At 52.9% G+C, this 274-nt stretch carries 1 protein-coding gene; it reads right to left on the reverse strand.

All coding sequences use genetic code 11. From position 1 onward, the window contains the following. Positions 1-274: hypothetical protein (locus E0D98_RS26515; RefSeq protein ID WP_131891639.1), on the reverse strand; the 274-nt coding region annotated here is incomplete at both ends.

Raw genomic sequence — 274 nt, forward strand, 5'->3', positions numbered from 1 at the left:
GCTCGCTGAAAGGCGTCTCGTCCCCGGCTGGCGTCCAGGTCATTGAAATCGGTCAGTCCCTGTGCTTTTTCCGCCTCCGTAAAGGCCGGAATAATGACTTCGCCATGCGTGCTTGCGGCAGCTTTTTTTGCACTTGAAACACCTTTATTAATTTTCCGTTGATGGTCGTTGTCGGCACAGAAGACAAAGGGGCTGTCAGTCCAGATTTGGCGGGCATTTTCTGCCACGTCAATCATATTGCCGGCATCAACTGTCATCAGAACCGGAAGGCCGG

The organism is Escherichia sp. KCJ4928 (assembly GCF_004352695.1).
Lineage (GTDB): Bacteria > Pseudomonadota > Gammaproteobacteria > Enterobacterales > Enterobacteriaceae > ECMA0423.